Annotated in this window: 8 protein-coding genes; 7 read left to right on the forward strand and 1 reads right to left on the reverse strand. The window is 48.5% G+C overall.

The window, feature by feature from the left end; genetic code table 11:
• Positions 1-41: 41 nt before the first annotated feature.
• Positions 42-4,721: an FISUMP domain-containing protein gene (locus tag PKI34_04360; GenBank protein ID HNS17040.1), complete on the reverse strand. Its 4,680-nt coding sequence runs from the start codon at positions 4,719-4,721 to the stop codon at positions 42-44.
• 452 nt (positions 4,722-5,173) lie between these two features.
• Here PKI34_04360 and PKI34_04365 point away from each other — a divergent pair, with 452 nt between their 5' ends.
• The 7 genes from PKI34_04365 to PKI34_04395 form a co-directional block, all read left to right on the forward strand.
• A complete protein-coding gene (locus tag PKI34_04365; GenBank protein ID HNS17041.1) occupies positions 5,174-5,476 on the forward strand; it encodes a hypothetical protein in 303 nt (100 codons plus the stop codon).
• A 391-nt stretch (positions 5,477-5,867) separates the two neighbouring features.
• Positions 5,868-12,002: an RHS repeat-associated core domain-containing protein gene (locus PKI34_04370; protein ID HNS17042.1), complete on the forward strand. Its 6,135-nt coding sequence runs from the start codon at positions 5,868-5,870 to the stop codon at positions 12,000-12,002.
• Positions 12,003-12,028: 26 nt separating this feature from the next.
• A complete protein-coding gene (locus tag PKI34_04375) occupies positions 12,029-13,342 on the forward strand; it encodes a T9SS type A sorting domain-containing protein (protein HNS17043.1) in 1,314 nt (437 codons plus the stop codon).
• 20 nt (positions 13,343-13,362) lie between these two features.
• On the forward strand, positions 13,363-14,421 hold the full coding sequence (locus PKI34_04380; protein HNS17044.1) for a T9SS type A sorting domain-containing protein: 1,059 nt from the start codon (positions 13,363-13,365) through the stop codon (positions 14,419-14,421).
• Positions 14,422-14,531: 110 nt separating this feature from the next.
• Positions 14,532-14,942, forward strand: a complete 411-nt coding sequence (rnk, locus tag PKI34_04385; protein HNS17045.1) for a nucleoside diphosphate kinase regulator — start codon at positions 14,532-14,534, stop codon at positions 14,940-14,942.
• Between the two features lie 214 nt (positions 14,943-15,156).
• A complete protein-coding gene (locus PKI34_04390; protein HNS17046.1) occupies positions 15,157-16,113 on the forward strand; it encodes an FISUMP domain-containing protein in 957 nt (318 codons plus the stop codon).
• Positions 16,114-16,637: 524 nt separating this feature from the next.
• Positions 16,638-17,034 (forward strand): hypothetical protein (locus tag PKI34_04395; GenBank protein ID HNS17047.1); only part of this gene is annotated, 397 nt, incomplete at its 3' end.

The following is a 17,034-nucleotide window of genomic DNA, read 5'->3' on the forward strand; positions in this document are numbered from 1 at the left end:
GTGCTTTATAGGTATAAAGATACAACAGGATTTTTTTAAAATCAATTTTTGATGCACCGGATGCTCCAACCGTACCGATTATCGTCATAATTCCTGCATAATCCACCCATGTAGCATGGGAATGTACGCGGCCAGCTGCTGTTACCATTGTACTGGGACGAAGACCACAAAGGCGATCCGCCTTCTGCAGCTATAAAAGTCCCGTCCGTTTGGCGATAGCCCTCCGAGTGCAGATAATTAAATCCCGAGAGATTATCACCATTACACCATTCCGGCCAGCCGGAGAAGGATTTGAGGTGGGTACCGGCATCATTGCCCCGGCAGCCAGCCTCATCCCAGACCGGGTCACCCAATCCATACTGAGTATCGACGGTTCCTTCCAGTGTCTTCAGTTCCTGGTCGGTGGGGATGTGCCATCCCTCGGGGCAAATGCCCTGCGATCCTTCGACGGTGTTATATTGCATGGCTTCATTCCATTGGTATAACGCCCCATAAACCAGGCAGTTATTCGGATCGTCGTTATAGCAATATTTCTCAACAATATCGTTATTGGTCTGATTATTAATGCCTTCGATCATGGTACCCGCATTCAGGTTCTCTTCCAGCCAGCACTGACTGCCGATCAGGACCGTATGGTAGGTCTGTCCATCATAAAGGACCGTTGGTGTACCCGGACAGGGCTGACCGCCGCTGGTGAAACGAATCTGGTTGCCGTATCCAGTCCCTGTTGCATTGGTCGCATACGCCCTGACATAGTACTGCGTGCTGGAAGTGAATCCGGTCATAGTGCTGATGAACTCACCGGTTCCCGCTCCGTCGGTAGTGAAATTATCATTCAGGGTGGGGTATTCGGATGTGCTCCACACCACGCCGTGAGTCGTAACGACACTCCCGCCGTCATCGGTGATATTCCCGCCACTGGTGGCAGAAATTTCCGTGATGTTGGATACGGGTGTCGTGGTAATCGCAGGCAGGGCAGTTTCATCACTGAGGCATCTGATGGACAGCCCGAAACTTCCTTTATCTGCCGGCCAGCGTTCGATGCCATCCTGACTGTGATAGATCTCCCTGTCCCAAGCGGTATTTGCACCCTCAATTTCCGAGGAGGTCCACATAATGCCATAAGCGTTTAAATAACCGAAGTTGGTACCTACCCATGCAAAACCGGAACCCAGTTGAGAGAATCCGTACAGATCAGTTCCATTGGTCGTCCAGGAGAAAATGGACCTGAGGTTTTTTCCTGCATCGAAACCCTGAAAGCCCGCATTGTACCAAAGTGCATCATCGGCATCGAATTGACTGTCGGCGAAGCCTGCCAGAACGTTCATTTCATCATCCCGGGGGATATGCCAGCCGGGAGGACAAATACCCTGTGTACCCTGTTGGGTGACATATTGCATGGCCTCGGGCCACTGGTACAGACCGCCATATTTTATACAGTTTTCCGGATCGTTCCCATAGCAGTATTTCTCAAGAATGCTGTTATCTTGCTGTTTCAGGCCGACATGGATCATGGAACCGACATCCAGGTTTTCCCTCAGCCAGCACTGGTTGCCGACCAGTATCGCCGAGTAGGTTGTACCTTGCCATTCCACGTATGGGATTCCGGGACACGGACTCCCTCTTGTGGTGAAGCCAACCTGTTCCCCGTAAGCTGTTCCTGCACTGTTGGTTGCAGAGGCTCTTACATAGTAGCTGGTGTCGTTGATCAGCCCGGTCAAAATGCTTGTAAATGTTCCCTTACCCATCCCGTCTGTGGTTGAACTTTCAGATAGGGTTGGATTCTCCTGCGTGCTCCATACCACGCCTCGTGATGTAATGGGAGCGCCTCCATCCGATGTAATGTTGCCACCTCCGGTTGCAGTCGTGTCGGTGATGTTGGTGATCATTGCTGTGACCACTGTTGGAAGGTCAATGCCGGCTCCTTTAAGGCAACGAAGAGAGTAGCCGTTCACGAAAGCATTGGATGAATCTCTTGCAATCGTATTGTAGTCACGGTAGAGTTGCCTGAAATATGCCCGCGAATTGTCGGAAAAAGAGGTCCAGAAAAAAGCAGAGGTGCTATCTTCGATGAAGTCATTACCAAACAGCAGCATTCCTCCCGGCACGGCATGAAATCCGGCTGAATCCGTTCCGTTTCCACTACCCCATCCGACCGCTGACTTCAGGTTTTTACCTGCATTATATCCCCTCCAGCCGAACAGATCCCATTGCGCATTCCCGACCTTGTACAAACTATCGACCGTGCCTTCCAGGATCTTGTATTCTTCGTCGGTCGGAACGTGCCAGCCCTTGGGGCAGATCCCCTGTGTACCGGGTGTGGTCTTATACTGCATCAGTTCGTTCCAGGAGTAAAGTCCTCCATATGTAGAACAATTCGTTTCGTTGTCATAATAGCAATACTTTTCAATGGTTCCATTGTCCGATTGCTCAATTGTTCCATCGATCCTGGTTCCCACGTCGAGATTTTCCGCCATCCAGCACTGATCACCGATCAGCACGGTTTGATAACTCCGGCCATCCCGTTCATCCGTCAGTCCGTCGTCGCAGAACAGGTACTGCTTGTTGATGCTGTCTGCCCAAGCCGATTCACCTGTCAGTTCGATGATGATGCCTCCCTTGATCACCTGTTTACGGAATTTGATCTTCTGGCTTGCAAAATCGAAGCTGGTGATCATGAAAACTGTATCATAGATGCCGTCGTCTCCATCCACATTGTATCCATCCCTGCTGCTGGTCTTGCCTTCCACTTCCAGGTTGTCGGCCCACATTTTCACCCGTTTTTCTGCAAAATCGCCATATATCAGGGGTTCTGCAGTTTCTGAATTAGCGATGTACAATTTATTGGATCTAAATTCATTTCTTCCTGCCCAGTACCCGATAAATACATTTCCCTGACCCGTTTGGTTCAGACGCCCTGCATTCATCCCAAGGAGGGTATTGGCTCCTCCTGTTGTATTGCGCCAGCCAGCCTCAGCTCCAATGAAGACATTCCCCTGGCTTCTGGTATTTTTATTACCGCTATGGGCTCCGATAAATACATTATTATCACTCTCTATATCGTCATAACCTGCATTCTGACCGATATAAACATTTTGCGAACTCGAGCCTGTCTGCCCGTTGGTAAAACCAGCCCCTGGACCCAGTACCACATTGCCGGAGTAACTTAGTATCTGATTGGACTTTCCGATAAGAAATGTATTGGCATGAAAATGCAGTTTTCTATTGTCGAATTCACCATAGATCAGTGGCCCGGATGTATCCGAATTGGCTATGTAGAGCTTATTTGATCCGCCTTCATTGGCGCCCGCCGATTTCCCGATAAATACATTCAGGTTGCCTGAATTATTATAACCTGCAGCCTGTCCGACAAACGTATTGTTGTCACCAGCTGTGTTGTACACCCCGGCATGGCTCCCCACAAACGTATTCCTTGATCCTGTGGATTTATAACCTGCACCGTAGCCAAGGTAGGCGTTTCGCGTGCCTGTCTGGTTCCGTTCACCTGCATCCGCACCAAAGAAAGCATTGCAGATGCCGGTGGTGTTCAACGTTCCGCTCCAGGCACCCACAAAGACGTTGTTATATCCCTCCGAGTTATCCCTGCCGGCGGAATCACCCAAAATGACATTATAGGATCCCGTTGTATTGTTTTGACCCGCAAGCCGGCCCAGGTATACATTGTGAATGCCTCCGGCATTGTTTTCACCACTGTGTTCACCAATAAAAATATTTCTGTCAGGATTGATGATCTCCATCCGTTTATCCATCATTCTCATCTGTTCCTGTCCCCCGGTGTAAAACCGGATGATGTCCTCATCTGGATTTTCTTCGGCATTGATCCTGGTATCGCCATCCAGGTCCTGAAGTCCCGACGGCAGGAATGGGATACCTCCTTTATAATAGCCGGATGCATTGACGTTTCCGGACACATCCAGCTTAAACGCGGGCAGGGTGGTCCCGATTCCGATATTGCCTCCTGTTTTAATATACAGTGAATTTGCGGCGCTGTTAGGTTCAATGGTGAACACATCCAGGGCGTTTGCCTGGTCCCGGATCTTAAATCCCCCGAAGGTGGTGGCCTTGAATTTCCAGCTGGCACCGCTGAAGTCGTCCACCATCGAATAGGTGGCTCCCCCGCCACCTCCCATGTTCCGGATGGTGATGGCGGGTTCCCCGGTGTTCTTTGCCACATACAGCAACGATCCGGGAGCATTATTCCCGATGCCGACATTCCCGGCGGGGTAACTCCCACCATGACCCGTTACCACGTCATTGCCAATCACCTCCCAATCAAGATCCGCCTCCCGCTTCCCACCTCCCGCTTTTTCAGCATACAGGGCATAGGGAACCGAAAGTAGCTGGGTGGTTCCCATTACCGTAAAGTTATTCTTGCCTGAAATGTCTGCTTCCACTTTGATGAAGTAGCTGTTTGAACCCCAGGAAAGCGTGTCAAATGCACCGATGATCACGTCGCCTCTCCCGATCTTCAGGTTCACCATTCCGAAGAAGTTGGTGGCTGCCAGGTGGGTTTCCTGGTAGCTGGTTGGACCAACGTCGCTGCCCTGCAGCAGGCTGATCCGGAAGCTGGTGAGCTGGTAGGCCAGTGGTTCCCCATTGCTGTTTCGGACCACGGCCTGGTAGCTGAAGGAGTGGGGGACCTGGGCGAAGATGAGACTGCTGATCAAACACAGGATCAGGGTGATGGTTAATCTGTTCATTTTAAGTAGCTTAAAAATTATTCAATGCAAATAATTCCTGCCTGAAAGGTAGAAAATGATTATGGGCCTGTCAAGTGTTTTTTTTGCGATCCTTTCCCAAAAATAATACTTGCTTTTACTTTTTATAATCACTATATTTATGTCACTCTGGACGATTCTTACTCATTGGTTATTCAGGTGAAGCGGAATGGATTTTTACCTTATGGAATGCATCTTTCAATTTTCATTGCTGACCGGGTTCAACCTTATTTGAGCTTGCTGAGGCGGAACTCCATTATCCAATACGAATCCTTCAGTTTTTCCCTTATGAAACTTTAGTTTTGATTATTGAATTGATTATAAATTATTTGCTAAAGATCAAGCTGTCATCAACTCTCAATTCCCTGGCTATGAAGAAGCTGATATTTCTGTTCATTTCCGGTGTCTGTGGTTTCTTTTAAAACATTGAACCGATGTATGCACAAGCGCCTGAATTTGGAAATGCCCCCGAAGGCTCTCTGGCTTACCCTGCCACGGGAACACTGGGTCAGTTCACTACCTGTAAAACCGTATTATCAGCCGATTGGATAGAGCACAATAAACCCGGGGGCTTGTTCGGGTCTTCGCCTGATATGGAAACAGACGGAAATGCCAGGCTTTGTCCGGGATTTGCACCCTATAATGCCTACGAAGGGCAGGGGGATGGCGATGCCGGCCTGATCATTCCGGCGCCCTTTACGATCGTTGGCCAGAACCTGATTCAACGTATTTCCTGATCGACTGGAACCAGGATGGTATGTGGGGAGGCTCATCGTTGATGACGAAGATGGAGTGGTTTTCATTCCACTACGGAAACTCAGGTCAGTAGTGTTGCCTATCAAGTATTTGAATTCGGGCAAGGGGGTCTTTTTGAACACAGGCAATGTTTGGAATTGGAGGGGTACATTCAGCAGCACAGGAATTTTCCGGGTGTGCCGACAGCCGGTGAGGTAAAGGAAAACGGCATCAAACTGGGGCAGATGGATGCATTGCTACTGCAAAAAATGGGAAAAGATCAATTTGTCGCAGTAGACCTGTTTTTTTTTACTGCAAAAATTTGGTTTTCAGAGAAGCATTGATTATATTTGGGCATCAATTTGAATCATTTCACCACTTAAAATCCCTCCCATGATTCGAAAATCTACTCCCTGTTTATTCAAGGCGGTACTGATTGCATTTTTTTTTAGCTATGCCACTTTCATAGCCATCCCAAATGTGTTTGCATTAAGGGAAACAGTACCCAATGAACCAGGTCCCTGGCCGGGGATCTTTGTGAATACCTATACCGGTAACCTTCTTCACGAACGGTCCGACCTGGTCATTCCCGGCCAAGGTTTGTCGATGGACATTACTTTTTACTACAACAGCGGAAGGACACAGCGAGACTGGGGTTACGGTCATGGCTGGTCGCATACCTACAGCCTGAGGTACTATATCAAAAATGACCTTTCAGTGGATACGATCATTCTTGAAAGGATGGATGGTCAGACTGACGAGTATGTATGGGATGGCACTGCCTATGAGCCACCTGCCGGTGTACACGATAGCTTCTCCGAATATGAGCCTGACAAGTACCTGCTGCGAACAAAATCAGGATACGAATATTATTTTGAGGATCCGGGGCACAAACAGCTCACAAGGATCGTGGATCCGAACGGGAATACGATGACATTATCGTATGTGAGCGGGCACCTGACCACGATCACCGATCCGTCGGGCAGACAACTGGTTCTGGGCTGGACGGACAACCATTTAACCACCATTACGGACCCCAATACAACTCCTGACAGGATTTTCAGCTATGCCTACGATCAGTCAGCAGGGTACTGGTTCCTGACAGGCGTAACAGGTCCTCTGGACTACAGCTATACCTATTCATATGGCACGTCGGGCAACATGACCACCATTACGGATCCCAGGGGGAGCGATGTTGAAATCACGTACAACACGGAGGGGGCCGTTGCAAGTGTCGCCTGTCCGGCAGTGAATATGATCAAGGCATTCAGTTATGATCCCATCGAAAGTAAAACGACTGTTTCTCAAGCTGTTTCGGCAGAGGACAGAAGTTTTATCTATACATTTGATGATTTAAAGCGCGTAGTCAGCATCCGGCAACCCGACGGAAACACCATTCAATTCGTATGGGACGATCAGAACAACATCATAACCTATACCAGTGAAACCGGAGCAACGCTCCTCCTTACCTATGATGACCGGGGCAATATACTGAGTGTGTCTGACTGCCTGGGATTCACAGAGCAAATGACCTATGAGGACAATTTCAATCAGGTAACCAGCATAACCGACAGGAATGGAAATTCTACTACTTTTTCATACGATGCTTCAGGGAATCAGACCGGCCGGACAGATTGCCTTGGCCATACGCAAAGCTATGCATACGATGCGTTTGGAAACATGACCGGTTTTACGGATAACAATGGCTGTACGACCCTGTTTGGTTACAATGAACACGGGTATCAGATCAGCACCACGGATGCCCTTGCCTTCACTGAGTTACGGACGTATGATGGTGTCGGAAACGAACTGAGTACGACTGACAAAAATGGATACACAACCACCTTTACCTTCGATATCCTCAACCGAATGACAGCCCGAACGGATGCGATGGGCAACTCGACGAATTATACCTATAATGAAAATTCCAGTCTGCTGAGTGTAACGGACCCAAAAGGCTGCGCCACATCATACACCTATGATGCTGCCAACAGGATCCTCACAACTTTAGATGCATCAGGCGGTACAACCACCACCAACTGGGACGAGGCGGGTAACTTGATCTCCGTTACAGATGCCTATGGCCAGACGACTTATTATTCCTATAATGTCAGGGATTGGATGGTGAGCAAAACAGATTGTTCAGGCAGTACGGAAACCTATGCCTATAACGCCATTGGCCAGTGGATTAGCCATACGGATCAAAACGGACATACGATTACCCGTTCCTATGACTGCCGGGGGCAGTTAACGGGCACAACCGATGCCAACGGATATTCAGAAACGTATACGTATGATCCTGCGGGACTGCTGATCAGTGAAACAGACAAAACCGGTCAGACGACCATTTTAGAGCACGATTGCAGGGGAAACCTTTTCAGAACGACGGATCCTAAGGGTTACCAGATGATCTATGCATACGATCCGGCAGGAAACAGAACTGCTGTAACGGATAAGAATGGCCACACCACGACCTTTGTTTTTGATTGCATGGGGAGGAATACCGGGATCACGGATCCTCTTGGCTTAACCGATAGTTTTTCCTATGACCCGGCTGGAAATAAGCTCACGGAAACCGACCGTGATGGTAATACAACATCCTATGTCTATGATTGTCTGAATAGGCTCATCACCACCATTGACCCGTTAGGAATTCAGGAATCGTTCACCTTTGATCAGGTTGGCAACAGAATCTCATACACAGACCGGAAGGGTAGCCTGTTTACCTATGCCTATGATTGCCATAACCGATTGACCACCACCCAGGATCCGCTGGGAGGAACCGAGTCATTTACCTATGACCTGATGGGAAATCAAACCGGCCACACGGAAAAAAATGGAGGCACAACGCAGTTTACCTATGATTGTCTCGGACGACAGGCCGGGCTTACGGATCCTTACGGTAACACGGAGACCATTTCGTACGATGCCGCGGGAAACCCGGTCAATACCACGGACAAGGCGGGCAATACCTGGACCTATGGATATGATTTCATGAATAAGGTGACATCTGTCGTGGATCCAATGGGGTATACAAGGAACTATGCTTACAATCCGGCCGGAAAGCTGACTGGTTTCACAGACGAAAGAGGATACAGCACTGCTTTTCTTTACGATGTAAGAGGGCAACATATCGCTACGACGGATCCCCAGGGAAATACCGAAACTTTTGCCTACGATCCGGCCGGCAACCTGATTGCCTATTCGGACCGGAATGGATCGGCGACACAATATGCCCGTGATCCGCTGGGAAGGATCACCTCGGTGACCGATCCCGCTGGTTATACTGAAACCTATGCCTATAACGGAACTGGGAAAGTAACAAGCTTTAAGGACAAGAACAATCATACCACACAATACCTGTATAATTGCTGCCACCTGGTTGCCGTGACTGATCCGCTGGGGAATGTTAAATCCTATGCATATGATCAGGCAGGCAACAGAACAAGCATCACCGATGCAAACGGCCATGCGACCGTTTTTACCTATGATGCATTGAACAGGCTTCTCAGCGAAACGGATGCGATCGGAAACATCAGATTCCACGCCTATGATTTCAATGGAAATAAACTTTCGGAAACCAATGCCAACGGATATCTCACCTCATACACCTATGATTTGTTAAACAGGACGACCATGAAGACCGATGCCCTTGGAGGTTTGACGCAATATTCATATACCCCTGCCGGGCATAAGCTTTCCGAAACAGATCCCAACGGAAATACCCTTTCCTTTAGCTGGGACCCCTTCGGCCGGATCCTTTCGGTGACCGATGCCCTTGGAAACAGCTCTTATTATACGTACGACCCGTCAGGGAACAGGGCATCTTTCACCAATGCCAACGGCAAGACAACCACCTACGGTTTTGACGGTCTGAACCAGCTGGTTTCCGTTACCGGGCCAATGGGAGGAACTACTGCGTATGGTTATGATCCCAATGGCAATCTCACCTCAGTGACCGATGCCAACGGCAAGATGACCACGTATGTTTTTGATGCCGTGAACCTCCCGGTCCTGATCACCGATCCCCTGGGCCGCATGACTGTTTATACGTATGATGCAGGTGGAAACCGCCTTACCGTTACCGACGGTAAAATGAATACCACCACCTACACCTATGACGCCGCGAACCGGCTCACTTCCGAGAAAAGCCCGATGAACTTCATCACCAGCTACGCCTATGATCCTGTCGGAAAGATCAGCTCCCGCACCGATGCAAACGGAAGTACCATCAGCTATACTTATGACCAGCGAAACCGCCGGATCCTGGAAACCTATCCAGACGGCGAGACAGACGCTTACGGATGGGATGGCGTGGGAAATCTGATCCTGAGTCAGAACACAGGGGGATGTGGCTGTATCATCAACAGGACCTATGATGCCCTGAACCGGCTGACCTCGGTTGCGCACAATTTTCACGGCCTGTTCACAAAAACGGTATATTATACCTATGATCCAGCAGGCAGAAGGATCAGTTATACCGGTCTGGAAAAAGGGACGGTCACCTACAGCTACGATGATGCCAACAGGGTGGTCAGTATCAACGATCCGTCAAAGGGTACGTTATCTTTCGGGTATGATGCGGCCGGCAACAGGTTGAGCATGGTGATGCCCAACGGGATACAGACTACTTATGCCTACGATGATGCCGGCCGGCTGACCAACCAGCTTACCATCAGCGCAAGGGAAACCATTGCCAGCCATTCCTACTTCTATGACAATGTCGGGAACAGGACGGAAGACCTGGCCGGACCTGTATTCCATGCTTACTCCTACGACGATGCTTACCAGCTCATCAGTGTCAATACACCGGAGGGACTTACGGAATACGCCTACGATGCCGCTGGCAACCGCACTTCAGAAATGATCAACGGATTGTTGACCTATTACGACTATGATGAGGATAACCGTCTGACCTCTGATGGAATCCATTTTTATGAATATGATAACAATGGAAATCAGTTGATCAGGATGGGGCCCGATGGCGTCACTCAGTTTTTCTATGATGAAAAGGACAGGCTTACACAGGTACTGGGACCCTCGTTTGAACAGCTCAACACCTACACTCCCACAGGAGAGCGTTGCAGCAGCTCAGATCCCAACACAACCTTCTATTTTTACGATTACGACAGCTGGTGGAGCGACTATCAGCATCCTGATCTGCATAATGCCCTTGCAGAGTATGATCAGGCAGGAGAAGCCCTGGCAACCTACCTGCAGGGTCCTGACATTGATGAACCGCTTAGCATTACAAGGGAAGATGAGACCTACTTTTATACTGAGGACGGACTGGGAAGCGTCGTCGCGCTGACTGACCAGGCAGGCAATGTTGCTTGCAGCTATGATTATCATCCGTTTGGAGATATTTTCCTGGAAGCTTACACCTTCGAGCAACCCTATAAGTTCACCGCAAGAGAATTTGAACCTGCGACCAATCTTTATTTTTACCGGAACAGGTTTTATGATGCTGAACTTGGCAGGTACCTGAGCAAGGATCCGGCCGGTATGGTCAATGGAACCAATCTGTATACCTATGTTTTGAACAATCCGGTGAATCTGGTCGACCCCTCAGGGCTTAAAATATTAAAATTAGAGTGGGGTCTTGATTTTGATCCCAATAAACCTCTTATACCCAGACAATATCGTAAGATTGCCATCCCACATCCTCCTGATATTGAATTTTCTTTTTATATGGTTCAGGAACTGTTTGGTCCGATGGAAGATTGGTACGGGCCACCCGAGCTGTATATAAATCAAGATACCAAGGAAGCTTATCAAATGAGAGATCACTGGATCGTGCAGGAACATTGGAAATCGTATTTTAGACTTTACCTGGCGATTTGGCTGAAGGTTAACGTTGACCATGGAAAAATCGAAGAAGCTGAAAAAGCTGCGGAACGTGCAAGACAGGCAGGGGATGCAGGCTCTTTTATCAATGGGATGGGTACGATCGGAGGTCTGATTCCGGGAGTAGGCAACGTCCTGGGTGTGGTGTCAGGCATCGCTGGTGAAGTCATAGGCGGCATTAGTTCAGGTGAATATGAGGATGCAATAGATTTGCTTAAGAAAGCAGCTCAAGGAGCAAGAGCAAGTGTTGAGTTCGTTGAATTTTGGTGGGATTCCTGGGATGAGGATCTGGGAGAAATCATAAAGGAGGGCAAGCCTGAAATCAGACCAATTACCCTCCTCAGTTATGAAAAAAAGAAGGGTGCTCCGAAGAATGAATACAAGGATGATCCAATCAGGTTACTTACCAATACCACACCTGGCCCAGTCCCTCCGGGACAAAAAACCGTAGTGCCAGAGGAACCGCCCAAGCCCGCTGAACCTCCCTCCAGAACACCAGGATCGAAGGGCAAAGCGCCAGGTGATGAAAAACAACCCTGGCGGTCCATGCGGGCTCCCTTGTTTCCGGATGATGAGATCATGTGGGATCCGATCCCGCCCTGGGCCAATCCTGATTATATCTGGACATCCTACCTGCAAAGCAAATACTACTTCAAACCGAATCATTACCTTCCGAAATAATTACCAATGTGAAACACCTGCTTCCCATGAAAACACAATCCATCGTACAGCTGATCCTGATGATCCTCCTTTATGTTTTTACTCCTTCAAGGACAGATGCCCAGTTCTTTTATTCGGGGGGGTACCAGGGTGGCACACTGGGCAGCGGCGGGGATGAGATCCTGGTTCCCGTTACGGAACAACTCATCACGATGCCGGTCGGGTGGAGTGGCATCTCAAGTTACCTGGACCCCGGGAACGATACCATCGAAGTCCTCCTGGAGCCTGCAAATACCCATCTTATCATCATGCTCGACAGGGAAAAAGTGTACTGGCCTTCGATGGACATCAATACCATCATTACCTGGAATCCATATGCTGGCTATATCATCAAGATGAGCAGCCAGGTGATCCTGCCGTTTCGTGGATTTCCGGTCGCAGACCTTCAGGTCTCGCTGACCGGCGGGTGGAATGTGATTCCGGTGCTTTCCCCTGCTGCCGTTACGACTACCGATCTGCTTGATTCTTTGGGAGATACACTCATCATCGTCAAGGAGATTGCCGGCGTGGGGATGTACTGGCCTGCAATGTCAATTAATACCCTGACAACGCTAAATACCGGGAAAGCCTACCAGATTCTGGTCACCGATGATTGTTGTGTCACCTATCCCGGAGATGGTGCAAAAGGTCCTGACCAGGGCGATGACATAATCCCGATCAACCAGCCCTGGAACGACGCGTACCCAACCCCTCATTCACACAGCATTGCTTTTGGAACGGATGCATTGATCAGCCTGGAGAGCGGCGACGTGATCGGTGTCTTTAATTCAGCCGGTTTGTGTTCAGGAGTGCTGGAAGTGGTTGATAAACAGACACCCGTTGGATTGACTGCCTTTGGAGATGATTTCACCACACACCAGATCACCGAGGGCCTGACTGAAGATGAACCTATGACGTTCAGGTTATTCAGGCCTACTACGAACCAGGAATTCAGGATGATCGTGGATTTTTCAACGGATCTGTCCAACAAAGGTACTTTTCAGACAAACGGATTGTCCCTTGTTATTCGGATCGCCCTTGAGCCGCTGGAAGTGGAGAACTTCAGCGCCGGGAACTATTTCAATGTCTTTCCCAATCCTTCGAAAGGTGAACTTCTGATTTCATTCCGTTCCCCGGTTCAGGATGCAGACCTTTCCGTTTATGACATGCACGGGCAGCTGGTGAGACAGCAGAAGCTGAACTGCGGACAACCAGGCACCCACAGTTCAGTCCAGCTGGGACCCTTGCCTCCGGGAACCTATGTCATTTGGATTCAACATTTTGAAAGGTCAGGTTACTGCAGGATCATCATAACGAAATAAGGCATTTAAAAAGATAAACCATGGTAACAAAATATTCAGGAATTGGGATTATTCTTACCGGATTATTTCTGGGCATACCCTTACTGAACGATGCACAACTTCCCCCTGGCTGGGAATACACAACAACGTCAACTTTCCACATCATTGCCATTCCCCTGGGTGCAGATCCGAATGTTGACGGTGAACCATTGAGTCCAGGAGATTATGTTGGTGTATTTTTTTCTGATAATGAAACATTAAAATGTGGCGGTGCTTCTGTCTGGAACGGCACTTCAAACATACCTGTAAGTGCCTGGGGTGAGGACGCTTATATGGCTGGAAAACAGGGTTTTACAGAAGGAGAACCCATCACGTGGAAAGTGTTCCGACAGAGTGATTCACAGGAATATGAAGCAGAAGCTACGTATCAGACCGGCTGCAGCGGTTGTACGAACTGGGATGGGTTGTGGCACAGCTTCGGGTTGTCAGCTCTTGAATTCCTGGAAGGCGAAGACTACGACCTGGTTCTGGAAAATATTACGATCGCTGATAATGAAGCTTTTTGTTATGATGCCATCCACTCCATTTTCGTTGCGGGAAATGCAACCTCCGTGATTGTTGAGAATGGTGGTGAACTCGCCCTGGTTGCCGGTAATAACATCAAGCTAAGAACCGGTTTTCATGCCCAACCGGGAAGTTATCTCCATGCCTTTATCGATGATGAAGGTTGCAGCGAACCGCTCAAGCCTGCTACTATATTTACTGCAGGGAATGACCAGTTGAATCATTTTGATTTCCAAACGGATAAGATGACAGGACTTGATGGCCGGACAGCGGAACATGAATATGTACACATCTACCCCAATTCTGTTTTCGGGCAATTGATTGTCGAAATCAGTTCAGCAGATGCAGGTGAGCTGAACAGGATCATCCTCTATGATTTCCATGGCAGGGGGGTTTTCCTAAAAGAAGGGATCGGCACCGGTAAAACCGTCCTGGACCTGGCGGCTTATCCTTCCGGGATGTACCTGGTTAGGGTAGTCAATAGCGGAAGATCGGAGACGGTTAGGGTAGTCCATCAATTCGGAGAGGGTAAATAAATTAAAAATCATCCATTCGAACAGCGCATACCCTATCCTGGCTCAATCGTTTGCAATACTGAATTATTGGGTATCTTTGCCACGGAATGATGAATAATAACCTATTGAACATGAATAAGCTCATCATAAATAAACTGGATTATGCGCGGATCAGGAAATGCATTGCCGACGCAAAACAATTCAAGTCCATCACCAATATTGAAGCAGAGAGCCTGATGAAGGAGCTCGACTCGGCAAAGATCCTGGAACCTGAAGCCATACCCTCCAATGTGGTGACGATGAATTCGATCGTCAGGCTGAACTTTTTGACCAATAACAAGCAGGTTCAGTTCCAGATCGTATATCCGAGACTGGCGAACGTCAAGGAAAACAAAATATCCATCTTTTCCCCCATTGCCACTGCGCTGATTGGATACCAGGTGGGGGATGAGATTGAATGGATCGTACCAGCGGGGCTCACCCGGATCCGAATCGATGAGATCATCTACCAGCCCGAAGCGGCAGGTGATTATCACCTTTGAAAAATCTGTATATCACTGACATACGGATGACGGATCCCAAACGAAGTGAGGGACCTTTTTCTCATAACCCATCCATCCCGCTGGTTGAAAAACTCCTGGTTTGTATTCAGAAATCAGCTCCGTTCATAAAATAAGTCCGGATATCATCACTCATTTGTTTAACCTGCTTAAAATATGTATATTTAAGGGCTAAATAACCTTAATTCTTTCTGCCATGAAACGGTTATACACGTTGATTATCCTGATTTCGGTAATGTTATTTGCCTTCACAAACAATGTACAGGCATCTTTTCCAAGTGTGCCGGAGGACGATATGCTGTGCGGCGATGTGAATGAGGATGGATTTGTCAACGTACTGGACATTATCACTATGGTTAACCACATCATGGGAGCCAGTCCCGATCCGTTTAACGAGGAGGCAGCGGACATCAATGCCGACAGTTTCATCAACGTGCTGGACATCATCGCCCTGGTGAACATCATCATGCAGGTGCCAGGTATTCCCTGTCCATGTGTCGCACCAGTGCTCTATGAAGGACAGACCTATAATACCGTACAGATTGGAACACAGTGCTGGATGGCTGAAAATCTGAATATAGGAACGAAGATTAACAGTACTACAGGTGGGCAATTGCAAACTAACAACGGGATTATTGAAAAGTATTGTTTCAATGACATTACTGCCTATTGTGATATTTATGGCGGCATGTATGAATGGCGTGAGGCCATGCAATATGTGACAACTGAAGGAGCACAGGGTATCTGTCCGATTGGCTGGCATATTCCAACTGATAATGAATGGAAAATTCTGGAAGGTACAGTAGATAGCCAGTATCCTGTTGGCGATCCTGTATGGGATGCAGAAGGATGGCGTGGTTTAGATTCCGGTGGCAACCTGAAGGAAGCCGGAATCAGCCACTGGAATTCACCTAATGAGGGAGCTACCAATGAATCTGGTTTCACAGCTCTGCCAGGGGGGTACCGCCATGGCACCTTTGGGTACTTCCTCTATGTTGGCGCCTTAGGGTACTTCTGGTCATCATCGCAGATGCTTACCAGTTACGCATGGTTTCGAAACCTGAAATACAGTTCAGCAAACGTAAATCGGTACAACTACAGTAAGGAGTATGGATTTTCTGTCCGTTGCCTCAAGGATACGCTTGCGCCGTGAGCGCAGAGCGCGAAGGGCGAATGAATTAATTGAATTCCGCCGCAGGCGGAACCAGAGCGTTAAATGACGGTACCCAGAGGGTAAAGAGATCCCTCGTTGTGCTTTTGGATGACGGCGATCGTTGACATTTGACAGATCCCTCGTTTCACTCGGGATGACGGCTCGCGATAAATCAGAGTAGGAAGCGGCGCGGCACACCATTGTGAATTTTCAGATGTGTGCCGCGCCGCTTCCTTTAATACTCCTTGCGCGCCCGTCATCCCGAACGAAGTGAGGGACCTTTTCCCCCATCGCTCTGCGACCCGTCATCCCTGCGCAAGCAGGGACCTGCTTCATTTCCTTCAACACTTTCACATCGGGATAAAGAATGAATCCTTCGAATATCGCTACATCGCTACATCGCTACATGGTTACATCGCTACATCGTTACATCGACATCGTTTTCAGACATGATATTGACTTTTAGGTAATATTGTCGTAACTTACAGGGCAATTCTATCATCACTCAACTAAATCTCATCATCATGAAGATAAATGTATCCTTGATCATCATCCTTATCGGTGTAATGGTCTTTCAAATGAGTCATTCAGCATGGTCCCAGGCACCGCCATCCTTCAAGTATCAGGCCGTGGTAAGGGATAAAACAGGACAGGTACTGGCCAGCCAGGACATCAGCCTGCAGATCAGTATCTTGCAATCTGCTACGAATGGACCGGAAATCTACCAGGAGGTGCATTCGGTTACTACCAGTGAGTTGGGACTTGTCAATATTGAGGTCGGCAGGGGCAAGAGCATTTCCGGCAGCATGGCTGCCATTGACTGGGGAGGGGAATGTCACTTTCTGCGCATTGAAATGGATCCGTCGGGGGGAACAAATTTTGAGCTGATGGGCATTTCCGAGCTGTTATCCGTTCCGTATG

The sequence above is a fragment of the Bacteroidales bacterium genome, from assembly GCA_035342335.1.
Classification (GTDB): domain Bacteria; phylum Bacteroidota; class Bacteroidia; order Bacteroidales; family JAGONC01; genus JAGONC01.